This window comes from Vreelandella rituensis, from assembly GCF_003336665.1.
GTDB classification, from domain to species: domain Bacteria; phylum Pseudomonadota; class Gammaproteobacteria; order Pseudomonadales; family Halomonadaceae; genus Vreelandella; species Vreelandella rituensis.
In genome coordinates this window covers 78,975-93,963 of the sequence record NZ_QPIJ01000006.1, presented here as the reverse complement: position 1 = coordinate 93,963, position 14,989 = coordinate 78,975, and the positions used below count along the sequence as shown (strand labels likewise).

The 14,989-nt window shown below is 59.5% G+C and carries 12 protein-coding genes; 2 read left to right on the top strand and 10 right to left on the bottom strand.

The window, feature by feature from the left end; translation table 11 throughout:
- Nucleotides 1-236 precede the first annotated feature (236 nt).
- Nucleotides 237-2,099, top strand: coding sequence for a putative bifunctional diguanylate cyclase/phosphodiesterase (locus DU506_RS04900; protein WP_114485824.1), 1,863 nt, complete (start codon nucleotides 237-239; stop codon nucleotides 2,097-2,099).
- 49 nt (nucleotides 2,100-2,148) lie between these two features.
- Here the strand turns inward: DU506_RS04900 and DU506_RS04895 are convergent, their stop codons facing one another.
- From DU506_RS04895 to DU506_RS04855, 9 genes are all read right to left on the bottom strand, one after another.
- The gene (locus DU506_RS04895) at nucleotides 2,149-3,456 is read right to left on the bottom strand and encodes an SAM-dependent methyltransferase (RefSeq protein ID WP_114485823.1); all 1,308 of its coding nucleotides are present in this window, start codon (nucleotides 3,454-3,456) and stop codon (nucleotides 2,149-2,151) included.
- Nucleotides 3,456-4,217: a DUF1365 domain-containing protein gene (locus tag DU506_RS04890; RefSeq protein WP_114485822.1), complete on the bottom strand. Its 762-nt coding sequence runs from the start codon at nucleotides 4,215-4,217 to the stop codon at nucleotides 3,456-3,458. The genes DU506_RS04895 and DU506_RS04890 overlap by 1 nt, the downstream gene beginning before the upstream one ends.
- Nucleotides 4,214-5,569, bottom strand: coding sequence for an NAD(P)/FAD-dependent oxidoreductase (locus DU506_RS04885; protein WP_114485821.1), 1,356 nt, complete (start codon nucleotides 5,567-5,569; stop codon nucleotides 4,214-4,216). Before DU506_RS04885 ends, DU506_RS04890 begins: the two co-directional genes overlap by 4 nt.
- Nucleotides 5,566-6,363 (bottom strand): SDR family NAD(P)-dependent oxidoreductase, encoded by a 798-nt coding sequence (locus DU506_RS04880; protein WP_114485820.1) that lies wholly within the window; start codon nucleotides 6,361-6,363, stop codon nucleotides 5,566-5,568. Before DU506_RS04880 ends, DU506_RS04885 begins: the two co-directional genes overlap by 4 nt.
- Nucleotides 6,364-6,402: 39 nt before the next feature.
- A complete protein-coding gene (locus DU506_RS04875; protein WP_114485819.1) occupies nucleotides 6,403-6,837 on the bottom strand; it encodes a nuclear transport factor 2 family protein in 435 nt (144 codons plus the stop codon).
- An 80-nt stretch (nucleotides 6,838-6,917) separates the two neighbouring features.
- The gene (gene phrB / locus DU506_RS04870; protein WP_114485818.1) at nucleotides 6,918-8,330 is read right to left on the bottom strand and encodes a deoxyribodipyrimidine photo-lyase; all 1,413 of its coding nucleotides are present in this window, start codon (nucleotides 8,328-8,330) and stop codon (nucleotides 6,918-6,920) included.
- Nucleotides 8,331-8,368: 38 nt separating this feature from the next.
- Entirely contained in the window at nucleotides 8,369-9,289 is a 921-nt protein-coding gene (locus tag DU506_RS04865; protein ID WP_181870692.1) for a MerR family transcriptional regulator, read from the bottom strand.
- Between the two features lie 170 nt (nucleotides 9,290-9,459).
- Nucleotides 9,460-9,834, bottom strand: a complete 375-nt coding sequence (locus DU506_RS04860) for a sirohydrochlorin chelatase (protein ID WP_114485816.1) — start codon at nucleotides 9,832-9,834, stop codon at nucleotides 9,460-9,462.
- 34 nt (nucleotides 9,835-9,868) lie between these two features.
- Entirely contained in the window at nucleotides 9,869-10,921 is a 1,053-nt protein-coding gene (locus tag DU506_RS04855) for an NAD(P)/FAD-dependent oxidoreductase (protein WP_114485815.1), read from the bottom strand.
- A 134-nt stretch (nucleotides 10,922-11,055) separates the two neighbouring features.
- Between DU506_RS04855 and DU506_RS04850 the strand changes: the two genes are divergently transcribed.
- The gene (locus tag DU506_RS04850) at nucleotides 11,056-11,958 is read left to right on the top strand and encodes a TIGR01777 family oxidoreductase (RefSeq protein ID WP_114485836.1); all 903 of its coding nucleotides are present in this window, start codon (nucleotides 11,056-11,058) and stop codon (nucleotides 11,956-11,958) included.
- A 5-nt stretch (nucleotides 11,959-11,963) separates the two neighbouring features.
- On the opposite strand, the gene rapA is transcribed toward DU506_RS04850, so the two are convergent.
- A complete protein-coding gene (rapA, locus tag DU506_RS04845) occupies nucleotides 11,964-14,912 on the bottom strand; it encodes an RNA polymerase-associated protein RapA (RefSeq protein ID WP_114485814.1) in 2,949 nt (982 codons plus the stop codon).
- Between the last annotated feature and the right edge of the window lie 77 nt (nucleotides 14,913-14,989).

Sequence of the window (14,989 nt, the reverse complement as noted above, 5' to 3'; positions counted from 1 at the left end):
CTACAGTTTGAGCCTCAACAGCCGATAAATCCTTTAATATCCGTTCTTGGGTCAACTGTTCTTGTTCTATAGAACTGGCCGTCGCAAAATACGGCATTGTATACTTAGAGTGTCGTGTTTGTGATTCAGGGTTATCGTTCAGTAATCCCGTTACAGCCAAAGGCTAGGTTTCAGGCGCCGACGAGAGGCATAAAGTAAGGCGACATCATTTCTTTATTGGGGGTAAAACGACTTACATGTGGCCTTCTGCTTCTTTGAACCGACCCTTGGTATGGATGGGGTTGATTGCCCTGCCCGCCTGTATCTGGCTTCCCGACACAATGCTGCGCATCGTGGCTGCCAGCCTGGTTGCGGTGAGCATGACGGATGCCTGGCGTCAGGTGCGCAAGCAGCAGCAACGCCTGAGTCTGGCCGAAGCCGCCGTGGGCCTGGCGGGGGATGCGATCGTGATCAGCGACGCTCGCAACCATGTGATGGCCGTGAATCCCGCCTTTACCGAAATTACCGGTTATGAGAGTGGTGAAATACGCGATCGTAGTCTGGAAACATTAGCGGCACCGCGCCATGACAAAGCCTTTTTTCAGGTGTTCTGGAGTGCCCTGAAAAATACCGGACGCTGGGAAGGGGAAATGTGGAACCGGCGCAAACACGGCGATGAATACCCCGAATGGCTGAAAGTTCGCGCAGTGACCGACAACCGTGGCCGAATTACCCACTACATTAGCTTGTTTTCCGATATTTCAGCGCAAAAAGCCCGGGAGCAGGATCTGCGGCGTATCGGTTATGAAGACCCTTTGACCGGGTTACCCAACCGCAGGCGACTGCATGACCTGCTCGGGTCGAGGTTGCGCCATTTGCGTGCCGGGGAAAGCCTGGACATGGCGTTGATCGACATTGACGGGCTCAAGTCGGTCAATGACAGTCTCGGGGTGGAACAAGGTGACAAACTGCTGGCGCGCTTCGCTCAGCGCCTGACCAGCTACGCGGCGGGTGGCGTGGTCGGGCGCCTGGGGGGTGATGAATTCATGGTGATTCGTACCACCACCTTCGATGACCACAGTGAGTGGATCAGCAACTTGCGCGACCATCTCAGCCATCCCTTCGACATTAACGATCAACCCTTGCGGCTGGGAATGACGATCGGCAGCTGCCGTACACCGGAAGATGGGCGTGACTCCGGCGTCTTGTTCCAGCGGCTGGAGTCCGCGCTGTATAGCGCCAAGCGCTTGGGGGGCAATCAGAGCCTGCGTTTTCGCCCGGCGCTGGACAAACAGGATAACCCCCAGCTGGCCCTGGTCAGCGACTTACGCTCGGCGCTGGTTTCCGGAGACCAGCTGGAATTGCATTACCAGACCCAGCACCACCCCAAGAGCAAGGAGTTGGTGGGAATGGAGGCCTTGTTGCGCTGGCGTCACCCGCGCGACGGCATGATCTCGCCGGGCGACTTCATTCCGCTGGCCGAACGTCATGGGTTAATGGCACAGCTGGGAACCTGGGTCATTGAAAAAGCCTGCGCTCAGCAGGCCCACTGGATGAACAGTGGCATGCCCAAGGTCACCATCTGGATCAATATTTCCGCCTTGCAGCTGTTCCAGGGAGATCTGGAGGCGCAGTTGGCCGGTTGCCTCAAACGCTTCGGCCTCAAGGCATCGCAAATCGGCCTGGAGTTGACCGAGTCGGTGCTTCTGGATGAACGCGCTGGGGATATGTCGCCACGGCTGGAAGCCCTGCATACGCAGGGCCACCCGATTGCCATCGATGATTTCGGTACCGGCTACTCGTCACTTGCCTACCTCAAGCGCTTGACGGTTGACAAGGTCAAGCTGGATCGCGCCTTTATCCGTGCGCTGCCGGATGACCGTGCCGATGCGGCGATTGTGACCGCCGTACTCGCCATGGCCAAAGGCATGGGACTTGAGGTGATTGCCGAGGGCGTCGAAACCGAAGAACAGCGTAAATTCTTGATAGATGCCGGCTGCACCATGATTCAAGGCTTCCTGTTTGCCCGTCCGCTGCCCCCGGAAGAGCTTGAGAAACGCTGGCTGCCGGTAGATACGTCTTTGCGTGAGCCGGAAGAAGCGTTACAGCAGCCGAGTTAACGCTATCTTCCTGTTCCTATCTCCAGCTTCTTCCCGGCTCGCATGGTTCTCAAAGGGCACCGGTAAGGGGAGCACGCTTGGCGCCGGGCTTGGCCATCAGCACGTGGCAAGTACCGATACTGCGTTCCAGGAAGCCACCTTCGCAGTAGCACAGGTAGTAGCGCCACATGCGAATGAAACGCTCGTCGTAACCCATCTTTTGCACCTGCTCCAGACTGGCCTCGAAGCGCTTGCGCCATTCGCGCAGCGTACGGGCATAATGCGTACCGATTTCATCCAGCGCCAACAGATTGAACGATGTCTTGCGCCTGATGCTATCCAGAATCGCGTGATGCGAGGGCAGGAAGCCGCCGGGGAAGATATAACGCTTGATGAAATCCATTTCGCGTTTGGCCGCCTCGAAACGCTGATCCCGAATGGTGATCGCTTGAAGCATGGCGATACCGTCTGGCTTGAGTAAGCTGTCGAGCTTGGCCAGGTAGGTATCCAGGTAATGATGGCCTACCGCCTCGATCATCTCTACCGAAATCAAACGATCGTAATGGCCGTCGAGTTCACGGTAATCCTGCTTGAGTAGCGTAATGCGCGACTCCAGGCCTTCCTCGCGGATGCGTTTGGCGGTGTGGGCATGCTGAGCCTCGGAAATGGTGGTCGTGGTGACATGACAACCCCGTGTCTTGGCGGCATGAATGGCCAGGCCACCCCAGCCGGTGCCGATTTCCAGGAGGTGATGTTCAGGACGCACGTCGAGCTTTTCCAGCATCAGGTCGAGCTTGTAGGTCGAGGCCTGCTCCAGACTCGCCTCAGGAGAGGGAAACACCGCACTCGAATACATCCAGTGCTCACGATCCAGAAAAGTGGAAAACAGGTCGTTGCCCAGATCGTAGTGGGCGGCAATGTTGCGCTTGGCGCCATCCCTGCTGTTGCGTTGAAAGCGATAAGCCGCCCCCAGCAACCAGCGCGCCAGGCGTGCACTGCCGTTTTCCATGGTTCCGTTGACATGCTCCAGGTTGGCGGCGAACAAGCGTACCAGCACGACCAGGTCATCCGTGTCCCAGTCACCGTCCATGTAGGACTCCGCTGCGCCCACCGTGCCGCCCAGCGCCATGCGTTTCCAAGCGCGCGAATTGAGAATCACCACCTTGGCTTCCAAGGGGCCACCTTGGCCTAGATGGTGGCATTCGTTGCCTTCCAACAGCGTGATACTGCCTTGTTCAAAGGTATCCAGCTGAGCCAGCAGGCGCGGTTTCAAAAAACGCGTGAGACGATCCTGCTGCAAGTCAGGCGCCTGTGGCGTAGAGGTGCGGGAGCTGGAATGCGGTAGAGACGAAGGCGGAACAGGACGCAGGGTGCTCATTAAGAAGTCTCCTTGCGCTTGGCATGAGAGTGGATCGGAACGCGCTTGAGCCACAGGCGCAGCGCTTGGTAATGAATACCGGCAACCGTTTTCAGGCTCATCCAGGGATGGCGCCTGAGGACGCGTAACAGCTGCTTGCGGGTGGCGGGTACGGCATCGAGTGTCAAGGTGGAATCGAAATGGCAGTGTTCTTCCTTCCAGTTTTCCATGTGTAGCAGTAACCGTTCATCGGGCGTGTTGAAACGCCAGTGATAAGTCATGTCCATGGGATTGAAGGGAGAAACATGCATGTTCTTGGTAAAGCTTGCACGATGGCTATGGCGCTCAGGGGTTACCTGACAGGCATACTGGGTGCGCTCTTGCCAGGGGGTGTTGGTCACTTCGCTGAGTACGGCTGCCAGGCGGCCGTATTGGTCATAGGCGTAATACAGCGTAATCGGATTGAATATCATGCCCAGGGTACGCAGCTGGGTGAGGACATAGATTCGGCCATCCGGTGCAGTGCCTAGATGGCGAATCAGCGCTTCACGCACGGCGGTCTTCAGCGGGCGGTCAGTGGGACCGAGGTAATCCTCACGCTTGAACCGAATCAACGCCGGGCCTCGGGCACTGAAGCCCGGCACGCCGTCAAAGAGTTCGGGCAATTCGTCCAGATCCAACCATGCCATCCAGACTTGATAAGAAAAGGCATGTTTGTGCGGTGTGAAACGCCGATGACGCAACACACCCCGATAAATGCGCGAGCGAGGAGCCTTGATCATCCCAGCCCCTCCGTATGATTGGGCGTCAACAGATCCTGGGCGGCGGGCAGCGCGGGCTCGGGACGAGGAAGTTCGCAAGGCTCGTCACAGCCTAATGTGCGTGCTATACGAAGCGCGCTCCAGACGCCATCTTCATGGAAGCCGTTGCGCCAATATGCCCCACAGAAATGCGTGCGTCGAGCAGGGCTGGAGATATCCGAGTGGCGTGCTTGAGCGGCCTGGCCCGCCAGGGTGAACTGAGGATGCGCATAGGTGTAGCGCCCGAGCACCTGGCTTGGGTCGATGCTTTGGCTGTCGTTGAGCGTGACGCAGAAAGTAGGTACCTTTTCGCAGAGCCGTTGAAGAATATTCATGTTGTAGGTGACCGATACCCGAGCCTGTTCATCGCGCTTGTCCAAGCGGTAGTTCCAGCTGGCCCAGGCTCTGCGCCTGCGCGGCAACAGCTGGGTGTCGGTATGCAGCACCACCTCGTTGTCCTGGTAAGGCATGGCCGAGAGAACGTCCTGTTCTTCGACCGTGGCATCTTGCAGCAGCTTGAGTGCCTGGTCGGCATGGCAGGCCAGCACCACCTGATCGAACCGTTCCTGGCCTGACGCGGTAGTCAGCGTGACGCCCGTCGCATCGCGCCTGAGCGCAGTGACCGGCGTATTCAGGCGAATGCGCTCACGATAAGGCGCCGTCAAGGCGGGGATGTAGGATCTCGAACCTCCCACCAGGGTGTACCACTGCGGACGGTTGCTGATCGAAAGCAGACCGTGATTGCGGAAAAAACGCACGAAAAAAGTCAGCGGAAAAGTACGCAAATCTTCGATACTGGCCGACCAGATGGCAGCTCCCATGGGCAATAGATAGCGGCGTTGAAAAGCAGCGCTATAGCCATGAGCGTCCAGGTAGTCGCCGAGTGTCATCGCGTCCGCCAGACGCTGTTGGGCCAGGTCCCGAGTTGCTTCGCGATTGAAGCGCAGAATCTCGCCCAGCAGGCGGTAAAAGGCCGGGCGCAGAAGGTTGCGTCGTTGGGCAAAAAGCGATCCCAGCGTATGGCCGTTATATTCGAAGTCGACATCGGTCTCGTGCACGGAAAAGCTCATTTCCGTGGCCTGGATGGGGACGTCCAGATGGGCCAGAAGGCGCAGGAAATGCGGGTAGGTCCAATCATTGAAGACGATGAAGCCGGTGTCGATGGCGTAATCCTGTCCCGCTACGCTGACATCCATGGTAGCGGTGTGACCGCCCAGGCGAGTATCGGCTTCGAACAGCGTGACCTCATGCTGCGCAGAAAGGTACCAGCCGGCAGCCATTCCACTGATGCCGCTGCCGATCACAGCAATGCGTTGACGAGCGGGGGTGCTCATGAGCGCTTCTCCTGGGTAGAGCTTGTGTCACGCACCATGCGCAATCCGATACGTAAGCGAAGCGTTGCCGGCAAGATGCCTAGCAGCTTGACGAGGTAGGTGAAACGGCGTGGAAAGTGAATGTCCAGACGCCCACGCGCCAGACCTGCAAGAATCGCCTCGGCGGCCTGTTCCGGGCTGATACGCATGGGCATCGGAAAGTCATTGCGATCGCTCAGCGGGGTTTTGACAAAGCCTGGGTGAATCACACTGACCGCGATGCCTTCCCCATGCAGATCCAGACGCAGCGATTCCAGAAAATGGCCCAGCGCTGCCTTGGAGGCCCCGTAAGCTTCGGCACGCGGCAAAGGTAGATAGGCGGAAGCACTCGAAACCGCCGCCAGGCGTGCCGGGTGGCCTTCGCCCCGGGCCCGGCGCAGTAGCGGAAGGGCGGCCTCCACGCAATACAAGGTGCCGTATACGTTAGGGGTGAAAACGCGCTCTATCAGTGCCATATCGAAGTTTTGCGCGTCGAGATATTCACAGGTGCCGGCGTTGAACAAGGCCAGATCCAGCGCGCCGAAGCGTGCTTCGATACGCCTGCCGGCGGCGAGCACCGCCTGGTGGTCGCTGATATCCAGCGGCAAGACCAGAGCGTCCGGAAAACCTTCACTCAGCTCGGCCAAGGCATCGGCATTGCGCGCGCTCAATGCCAGCTGATGCCCTTCGGCCAACAGCCTGGTGGCCAGTGCCTTACCGATACCGGAAGTGGCGCCGGTCAGCCAGATGCGTTGTGGCGTACTCCAAGTGCTCATGAAGCTCTCCTGCGGCCTGTTCCGTCGCTCTGTCCAAAGTCAGTTCAAGCGTCGTTTCAGCCAACGTATGGTGCCGCCCATTAGCGGCAAATGTTCGTAAAGCATGGCCCCGGCGTCGAAGTAGTCTCGGTGGCGGGTTACTCGGCCACTGCCGTCATCCGCAAACTGCAGCCGACTACAGCCCTCTACTTCGATGCGTTTCCCCCCACCCAGGCGTGGATGGGAAAAATGCATGGTCCAGGTCACGAAGGCGCTGTCGCCCTGGCAGAGCTTCTGGTGGAACGTAAAACCGCATTCCTGGACGTTGTCATAAAGGGTGGCAAAGTAACTCTTGAGTGCTTCGCGTCCTTCGATGTGATGCAAGGGGTCTACAAAAATAACGTCCTCAGTATATACCTCGTAAATATCATCTGTACATGTTTTGTCTAGTTTTTTAAAGAAGGCGCAAAAGGCCTCCAGGGCAGCATGAGACATGACGAAATCCTCAATGAAGCTTTCTCGCTGAATCTACTGAAGCGAGCTCAGTTGCCGTTAAGAGCTTAGAAGTTGAGAGATTAAGGGTTGAGGGCTTTAAAGGCGTCCAGCGCCCGCTGTCTGGCGAATTTGTGCTCCACGATGGGTGCCGGGTAATCGAGTTGGCTCAATAGATCACGCGGGGGTGCATGGCGCGCCTTGGCCGGAAGCTGGGCAAGTTCCGGTATCCATCGGGCAAGAAACTCCCCCTGGGGGTCGAAACGGGTGGATTGGGTGGTCGGGTTGAAGATGCGAAAGTAGGGAGCGGCATCGGTGCCGGTGGAGGCCGCCCACTGCCAGCCACCGTTATTGGCACAGAACTCGCCATCGACGAGATGGTGCAGAAAAAATGCCTCGCCACGGCGCCAGTCGATCAGCAGGTGCTTGGACAGGAACATGGCGCTGACCATGCGCAAGCGGTTATGCATCCAGCCGGTTTCGACTAGCTGGTGCATGGCGGCATCCACCAGGGGGTAGCCGGTGCGCCCCTCGCACCAGGCAGCAAAACTTTTCTCATCCTCCCGCCAGGCAAGGGCTTGGGTATGGTCTTGAAACGGCTGGCGACGGCATACCTTGGGGAAACCTACGGCCACGTGCTGGTAGAACTCCCGCCAGATGAGTTCGTTGACCCAAGTGGTCAGCCCCGCATCGCCCTCGGCGAGAGAGCCGTCGTTGTGCGCCAGTACTGCCTGCAGGCACTGACGATAGGAGATCATCCCCAGCGCCAAGTAGGGGGAAAGTTCACTGGTGCCGCGAATGGCGGGAACGTCACGCTGCTGGTGGTAATGACGCCCGCGAAAATGCAGGAAACGCTCCAGGCGGTCTGCGGCGGCCTCTTCCCCGGCGGGCCACTGCCGGGCGTCGACAGCCGGCTTTTCATGGGTGGGCGGCTCGGGCATGGCGTCACTGACAATGCTCAGGCGCTGCTGTGGCGAGGGTGTGTCGCGCAATGCCAACTGCTCGGGTTGCAGCTGTTTATGCCAGGCCTTGGCGAAAGGCGTGAAAACGCCGTAATAATCGCCCTTGCCGGTGCGCAAACTGCCGGGAGCAAAGGCGATGCTGTCGTGATAGCCGGTAGCACGGCGAGAATCCTGAACGAAAGCCGCCATCACGGCCTGGTCGCGCTGGCTTTCGTTGAGTGGATATTCATGATTGAAGTGCAAGTGCTCGATGCCCTGTTCCCGAGCGATGGCTAACAAGGCGGCTGGCGCCTGGTCGAAGCTGTCGATATCGCACTGCAACAGCGGAATGTTAAGCCCCTCCAGGGCATCTTTCAGAGCGGCGACGCCGCGCATCCAGAAATCCAGCTTGTTGGTGCCATGCCCATGAACCCGCCATTGGGCGAGACTGCGCAGGAACACCGCCACCACCGGGCCATTTTCGGCTGCGGCGGCAAGGGCGCTATTGTCATGAATGCGTAGATCGCTGCGTAGCCAGATCAACTGCAGGGCCATGGTGTCTCGAGCTCGATGTTAGTGAATTGGCCGGTGCGTTACAGCACGCCGGACTCACGCAATAAGGGGCGCAGGCGGGAAATGGCCTGGGTCAGGTCATTGCCAAGAACGTGCACCTCACTGTCCTGCAAGTCGGCGGCACGCAGCCGGGCGACCTCACCACAAATCCCTAACGGGACTTTCAACCCGGCAGCGGCCTGGGGTAACGCCTGCTGAATGAAGGTTGAATCTTCCGCTTGGCCACTGGCCAGCAGCACCAGGGAAACATGCAACCGCGAAACGGCCCGCGGTAGCTCATCCAGTGCCAGGGGAGCATCCAGCAGTTGGACCCGATAACCTTGTTCGCTGGCCATCAAGGCGGCCATCAACATCCACAGGGGACCAGGGTCGTCAGGCATTGTGCTGAGCAGTATCAACGGACCGCGAGTTGCCTGGTTAGCGTAATAAAGGCGCATGCCCACCTGGCTGCGCAGGAAGGCTTCCAGGGTGCGCCGTACCAGGTCGTCAGGCTGGGCCTTCCATTGGGCTTCCAGGCTATGAATCACCGGTTGCCACAGCTCGTTGATACTGATGCTGAGAGGATACAGCGCTAGACTCTGGTGATAGAGCGCTTCCAACTTGAGCATATCCAGCGACTGAATGGCGGCTTGCAGCTGTAGGCGTTGGCTATTCCAGTCACTGGCGTTGCTTGTGGGTGTGTCCGGTGCGGTGGGTTGATCGAGCAGGTCCACCACCTGGCTGACCGGAACGCCACGATTGAGCCATTGCAGGATACGTTCGATGCGCTGGATATCATCCTGCGCATACAAACGATGACCCTTGGGGGTGCGTTGGGGGCGAATCAAACCATAACGACGCTCCCAGGCGCGTAGGGTGACCGAATTCACACCCGTTATCCGGGAAACTTCCCGAATGGGGTAAAGCGGGGTATCGGGTGGATGGGTCGCCTTGTTGCTCATGGGCGCCAGTGCCTCTTAAGTTGTCTGTGCTACTTGGTGAAATATCTAACAGTTGTCGGTAAGCCGAATCTTTATGCAACGTCACTGCAATAGCATGTTGGACAAAGATACTTTGTACAACCTGTGCTTTGCCATCGCAACTGTCCATCACAACCAGCCGTTGCGTATCTCTATCCAGCTTCCCCGGCCTGTTCAGCAATCACCGCCGCCAGGGCGTCGACAAAGGCGGGATGCTCTCCTACGGGAGGCAGCAGGGTTAATGCCAGGCCGGGGTGGAGGCGGGTGAGTGCCTCGATCTGGCCGGGTACGTCCTTGCGCAGGTGGCGTCCGGCGGCAAAGAACAGCGGCAGAACCTCCACCTTGTGGGCCCCCTGAGCTTCGAGTGCGGCCACTGTGGTTTCCAGCGAGGGCTCGCTGAGCTCCATGTACGCCAGATGTACCGGGGTGCTCAAGCGCTGGCGTAGGCTGTGATGGAAGCTTTCGAAAGGCTCGCGCCACTTGGGGTCGCTGGAACCATGCGCAAGCAATACCAGATGATAGGCCATGTAAGGCGCTCCTTGAGATGAAAGGGAGAGTGGCTCATGTCTTGGCTAAGACCTGGCCCAGGTGATGGCCGGAAAGCCAGGCATCTTCCACGCGGCCACCTCGACAGCCATCACCGCATAATGCCAGGCCGTTGCTTTCCAGATAAAAGTCAGTCAAGTGCTTTGGATCTTGAGTCGACGCAAACTCGGCGGGTTGCGCATAGCGCCAGCGGTGAGCGCCCAGATCCTTGATGTCGGGAAGATGCGTGGGTGAGGGGAATACGCTGCGCAAGGCATCCAGCAGAAAGTTTGCCACTTCGTCGGCAGAGGATTCCAGGTGCACTTCGCTCCAGTCGAGGTGAGCGATCAGGCTCAGGCTTTCGCCCTGTTCTTCCCGGCCGGGCTTGGTCTGGTTACGCGAAATCAGGCGCAGGGCGGGATGCGCCAAGCGCGCTATTTGCCAGGTTTCCGGTACACCGGGTAACACCGGCAGCGGCTGGGTAAAGGTTACCCAGCCTGCCCAGCAGGCGCGCTGGGGCGTTGCGCGGCAAATTTCACTCAGCCGTGGCGCCCATTCTCCCAGCAATACCTGGGCCTGGGGCGCTGGTGTACTGATCACTACCTGGGCGAAAGGCCCATGCCGCCGGGCGTTACTATCGATCAGCCACCATTGGCTGCCGTCACGCTCAAGGGTCTCGATAGGTGTCTTTGAGTGGATAGTCAGCCCTTGGGCGAGGTGGCGAGGCAGGGCGCTCATGCGGGGTTTTCCGGCGTAGCGCAATTGACCGTCATGTCGGGCCTCCCAGCCCAAGGGACTCGCTTGCCAGAGCCTTTCCGGCCATGGCGCGATACAACCGGCTTGCTGCCAGCGTGCCACTGCCTCTTGAAACTCGGCGTCTCTGGCCGTGAAGTACTGGGCTCCCAGATCGACTATCGCTTGCGGACGACGTTTGCTGGACATGCGTCCCCCAGGGCCGCGAGCCTTTTCGAATAGCTGCACGGCCTTGCCGGCGGTGTTGAGCCGCTGAGCGCAAGCCAGTCCGGCAATACCTGCCCCGATAATCGCGGTAGCCGCTGTAGAGGGCGTGCGTGAGTGTGTGTTAGGCATACACTGTTCACATGGTTAGTGGAAAATGAGTTGGAATCGTTTAGTTTCCTCTAGACTAGCAGATGCGTACAATATCTGTATAACATAAATCCGTCTCACTCTGGCGGTTTAACGGCAGCAGGAGAGAAATGACGATGCGCATATTGATAACCGGAGGCAGTGGGTTTGTCGGGCAACGCCTGTGCCGACGCCTTGTCGAGCAAGGTCATGAGGTGCAGGTGGTGTCACGTGACCCGGAAGGCGTCCGCGACCGTCTGCCGAATAATTGTGATATCCGCGACAGTGTGATGGCGTTCATTGATACGCCACCCGACGCACTGATCAACCTGGCCGGTGAATCGATTGCCGGTAAGCGTTGGAGTTCGGAGCAAAAAGCCAAGCTGATCGAGTCACGGGTGGGTATCACCCAGGATCTAGTATCGCTGTGCGCTGCCTTGCGCGACAAGGGAGAAGCCGTGCCCAAGGTGATGATCTCGGGTTCCGCCATGGGCTACTACGGCGACCAGGGTGACCGGGTGGTCACCGAAGCGACGCCGCCTCACGACGAGTTTGCCCATCGGCTGTGTCAACGCTGGGAGAAAACCGCACAAGAGGTGGAAGCCTACGGGGTACGCCTGGCAATTGTGCGCATTGGCCTGGTGCTGGATGAGGGCGGTGGTGCGCTGCAGAAAATGTTGCCGCCGTTCAAGCTCGGCCTCGGAGGGCGCTTCGGCAATGGCAAGCAGTACATGCCATGGATTCATCGTGAGGATCTGGTACGAGCGATGCTTTTCCTGCTGGAGGGTGATGATCTCGAAGGTGCTTTCAACGGCAGTGCGCCTAATCCGGTGACCAATGCGGAATTCACCCAGACCTTGGCGCATAAGCTCAAGCGTCCCGCCATGCTTCCGGTACCCGCCATCGCCTTGGAAACCATATTCGGCGAGATGTCGCGGCTATTGCTTACCGGGGCCGACATGCGCCCGCGGCGCCTGGAAGACGCCGGGTTCAGCTTCAATTTCCCCACCCTGGATAAGGCGTTAGCCGATATTCTCTAAGCTGCTTAGCGTCCTTTGGGATCCGCAGTAATGATCACCCGCACGCTATCCAGGCGTAGGCGGGTGACTTCCATGGCATCGGACAATGCCTGGCGCTCCCGGCTCAGGGCGTCGATTTCGACGTCACGTACCGCCGGATTGTGCTCGGCCAAGGCCTGAAGGCGCGCCAGTTCCCCGTCGAGTTGCTCGCGCATGCGCTTTTCACCGGCTTCGATAATGCTGGGTAATTCGCATTCGGCCTCGCTTTCACCCTGGGTGAGCAATTCACGTAGCTGGTCGTGGCGGCTCTTGATCAGGTCGCGGGCCAACGATTTGTTGACCTTCTGCAGGTTCTGGGAAAGCCCAGTGAACGAAATCTTGCCGGTCAGGTTGGCACCCGACTCATCGAGCAGCACCCGCACGGCGGTCGGTGGCAAGAAGCGGTTCAGGTGCAGCGAGCGAGGGGCCGGGCAGTGGGTGCGAAACACCAGCTCAGCCATCAGGCGCCCGCTGGAAATCGCGGGATGGCGCAACAGGGCCAATGCCGTGTTGCCCATGGTGCCGTCGAGGATCCTGCCCATCATTTCGCGGGTGAGCGGATGCTCCCAGGAGAGGCGCTGAATATCGTCACGGCTCAGCGCCCGCGCCCGGTCGAAGGTGGCTGAAAAGCCTTCTTCGCCCTTGACCAGTCCCGGTAGTCCATCAAGCATCTGCGGGCTGGGTTGAAGGTGCATGATCCCCGCCCCCAGTTCCTGGCTATCTACCCCGAAAATATCCAGGGCGCGTTCGATATAACGCGGCAGAGCGGTGTCATGGTCGAGCTCGCTGATGGCCTCGATGACCGCTTCGGCCTTGACCGGGCGGCAGGCATTGAGTTCCAGCAGGCGGTTGCGTCCGGCATCCTGCTCCGCCAGGCGGGCGCTAAACAGGGTGCGGGTTTCGGCGATGATCTCGTTCAGGCTGTCATCGTCGAGCAGGGCATCGGCCAGGGCGTCGCCAAAGGCCTCGAACAGATCGCTGCCCACGCCATGCGGGGCACTGAACGCATCCATGCCTTCGTGGTACCAGCGTAAAAGGCGCTCGCCAGGGCTGCCTGCGAAGGTGGGTACGTGCAGTTCGATGGCGTGTTTCTGGCCGATACGGTCAAGTCGGCCGATACGCTGTTCCAGCTGGTCGGGATGTTGAGGCAGATCGAACATCACCAGGTGGCGACAGAACTGGAAGTTACGTCCTTCCGAACCGATTTCCGAACACACCAGTACCTGAGAACCGTCCTCCTCGTCGGCGAACGCCGCGGCGGCACGGTCACGCTCGATAAGGGAAAGCCCTTCATGGAACACCGGGGCATGAATGCCGCCGAGTACCCGCAACCCCTCGGCCAGGCCCAGGGCGGTGTCGCGGTGATGAGCGATGATCAGTACCTTGTCGTTGGCGAAGCCTTCCTCGCCATCGTCGCTGAGTCGTTCAAGCAGCCAGTTGATGCGCCTGTCGATGTGCCACCAGGGCTCCACATTGAGCGGGTCGTTCGACAGCGCCCGGTACATGGCGTCGGGGTAGATCAGCACATCGGGATAATCCATTTCGCTTTCGATCAGCAGCTCGTCAAGGTAATCCTCGTCGCGCTCCAGCCTGCGCACCACGCGGCGGTAGGCCGGCGGCATCTCCAGTGACACCCTGTGCAGACGACGTTCGGGAAAGCCGCCCACATGACGGCGACTGTTGCGAAACATCACCCGCCCGGTGCCATGGCGGTCAAGCAGTGCCTCGCGCAGCTGGCCGCGAGCGCTTTCGTGCTGGGCTGCGTCGGCTTCGGGGTTGGCCAGGGTGGCCAGCAGCGCCTGACTATCGCGATCGTCCACCACGGCATTGATGGCTTCCCGGGCATCGGCATCGCCGGGCAGGCGTTCCAGGGCATCGATGGCACCGGCCACTTCGCCGTAGTGCTGCTCTTCTTCCTTGAACCGTGCAAAGTCGTGGTAGCGTTCGGGGTCGAGCAGGCGCAGGCGGGCAAAATGGCTGGCCAGGCCCATCTGTTCGGGCGTGGCGGTGAGCAGCAACAATCCGGGTATCTTTGATGACAGGCGTTCGACGCACTGGTAGCTGGCGCCGCTTTCTTCTTCCGACCAGGCCAGATGATGGGCTTCGTCGACGATCAGCAGGTCGAACTGGCTGGCCTCGGCCTGCTCCTGGCGGTGAGGATTAGCGAACAGCCAGTCCTGGCTTGCGAGCACCAGCTGAGCGGTTTCAAAGGGATTGGCGAGGCCGTGCGCCTGGCTCTGGGTTTCATTGAGCAGCCGGACATCCAGCGAGAAGCGTCGCAGCAGTTCCACCAGCCATTGATGGGTAAGGCTGTCCGGTACCAGGATCAAGGCGCGCTCGATACGTCCGTTGAGCAACAGACGGTGGAGAATCAGGCCCGCCTCGATGGTCTTGCCCAGACCGACCTCGTCGGCGAGCAATACCCGGGGAGCATGGCGGCGCGAGACTTCGTCAGCGATATACAGCTGATGGGGAATCAGGTCGATACGTGGGCCGGAAAGCCCCAGCGCCGGATGCCGTTCGATGCGCTGAAAATGGTGCAGGGTGCGAAAGCGCAGATCGAACCAGTCATTGCGGTCGACCTGCCCGGTCAGGAGACGGTCACGCGCCTGATCGAATTGCATGGTGTCGGCGAGCTTGGCTTCCGGCAGTTCACGCGGGTTGCCATGTTCGTCCTCCCCGACATAGGTGATGAGGCCTTGGCTTTCGCGGCTCTCGTCGACGATCATTTTCCAGCCGTCTGCGGAAAGAACACGGTCGCCGCTACCGAACATGACCCGCGTCAGCGGTGCCTGACGGGTATTGTAAGTCCGGGTTTCCTGACTGGCGCTGAACAAGATGGTGACACTGCGGAAATCGTTGCTAAGCACGGTGCCAAGCCCAAGTTCGGCCTCGCCGTCGCTGATCCAGCGTTGGCCGGGAGAAAAATCGCTCATGATGCCTCGGGATACGGAAAACGGTGCGCGCACCGCCGGAGGTTAGCCACCGACGGCAACAGGGCGGGCGATTCTAA